Here is a 648-nt window from a genome sequence, read left to right as displayed (position 1 = left end):
ATGACGAGCGGCATCGAACACGCGTTCTTGCCAACCTCCAACGCCGAGCCCGAGCACTCGGATACGAACTGGCACCCGCGTCGGATGCGACGAGTGTTTCTTAGGAAGGCCGCGGCCTACTTTGCAAGGGACGCGATATGAAGTTCGCCTTTGTTGCAAAGCACCGTTCGATCTGGCCGGTGGCATGGCTCTGCGCAGCGCTGGGTGTCTCTCGTTCCGGCTTCCATGCCTGGCTCAATCGCTCGCCGAGCCAACGCGCCCGCCACGATGCGCTTCTTCTGGAGAAGGTCCGGGAAAGCTTCAAGTCCAGCGACCGCACCTATGGAGCCCGGCGTGTCTGGCACGACCTGCTTGCCGAAGGCTTCTCCTGCGGCCTTCACCGTGTCGAACGCTTGATGCGCGACAATGCGCTGAGGGCGAGGCCGAGACGACGCGGGCTGTCGCAAGATGGCGGTGAACGCGCGGTCATCATGCCGAACGTGCTGGACCGGCAGTTCGAAGCGGATCGGCCGAACCAGAAGTGGGTCGCCGACTTCACCTATATCTGGACGGCGGAGGGCTGGCTTTACGTTGCCGCCGTCATCGATCTGTTCTCGCGCCGTGTCGTCGGCTGGTCGATGAATGCGAGCATGACGGCCCAACTCGTCA

General features: G+C 62.8%; 1 pseudogene. It reads left to right on the top strand.

What is annotated here, in order from left to right:
* Nucleotides 1-104: 104 nt before the first annotated feature.
* Nucleotides 105-648: pseudogene (locus tag C7I85_RS30255) on the top strand (IS3 family transposase); the annotation flags it as partial.

The sequence above is a fragment of the Pseudaminobacter soli (ex Li et al. 2025) genome (assembly GCF_003012705.1).
In the GTDB taxonomy this organism is placed as follows: Bacteria; Pseudomonadota; Alphaproteobacteria; order Rhizobiales; family Rhizobiaceae; genus Pseudaminobacter; species Pseudaminobacter soli.
Note: the sequence above shows the minus strand (reverse complement) of the source record. Positions and strands in the feature narration are given on the sequence as shown.